Annotated in this window: 2 pseudogenes; both read left to right on the top strand. The window is 64.4% G+C overall.

The features are described 5' to 3' along the window. Positions 1 to 195, top strand: a pseudogene (sucC, locus tag EN993_RS36655) (succinate--CoA ligase subunit beta); the annotation flags it as partial. Positions 196 to 209: 14 nt separating this feature from the next. Further along, positions 210 to 506, top strand: a pseudogene (locus EN993_RS36650) (succinate--CoA ligase subunit alpha); the annotation flags it as partial.

The raw sequence follows: 506 nt of genomic DNA, 5'->3' as shown, positions 1-506 counted from the left end.
GGCGTCATCAAGGCGATCCGCGAAGTCGGCGTCGACGTACCGCTGGTGGTCCGGCTCTCCGGCACCAAGGTCGAAGAAGGACGCCGCATCCTGGCCGATTCCGGCGAGAAAATTATCGTCGCCGACACACTGGCGGAAGCCGCCGAAAAGGCCGTCGCTGCCTGGCGCGCGGCCACCAAGAAAAAAGCAGCCTGAGGGAGGTCGAAAAAATGGCAATCCTGCTCAACCGCAACACACGCGTCATCGTCCAGGGCTTCACCGGCAAGATCGGCAGCTTCCATGCCGAGGACATGAAGCGATACGGCACCAAGCTGGTTGGCGGCGTCACCCCCGGCAAGGGCGGCCAAAAGCATCTCGGCCTGCCGGTGTTCAACACCGTCAAGGGCGCTGTGCGTGAGACCCGCGCCGAGGCGAGCATCGTCTTCGTGCCGCCGCCCTTCGCCGCCGATTCGATCATGGAAGCGGCGGATGCCGGCATCAAGCTCTGCGTCTGCATCACCGACGGC

This window comes from Mesorhizobium sp. M7D.F.Ca.US.004.01.2.1 (genome assembly GCF_003997785.1).
Taxonomy (GTDB): Bacteria; Pseudomonadota; Alphaproteobacteria; order Rhizobiales; family Rhizobiaceae; genus Mesorhizobium; species Mesorhizobium loti.
Note: the sequence above shows the minus strand (reverse complement) of the source record. Positions and strands in the feature narration are given on the sequence as shown.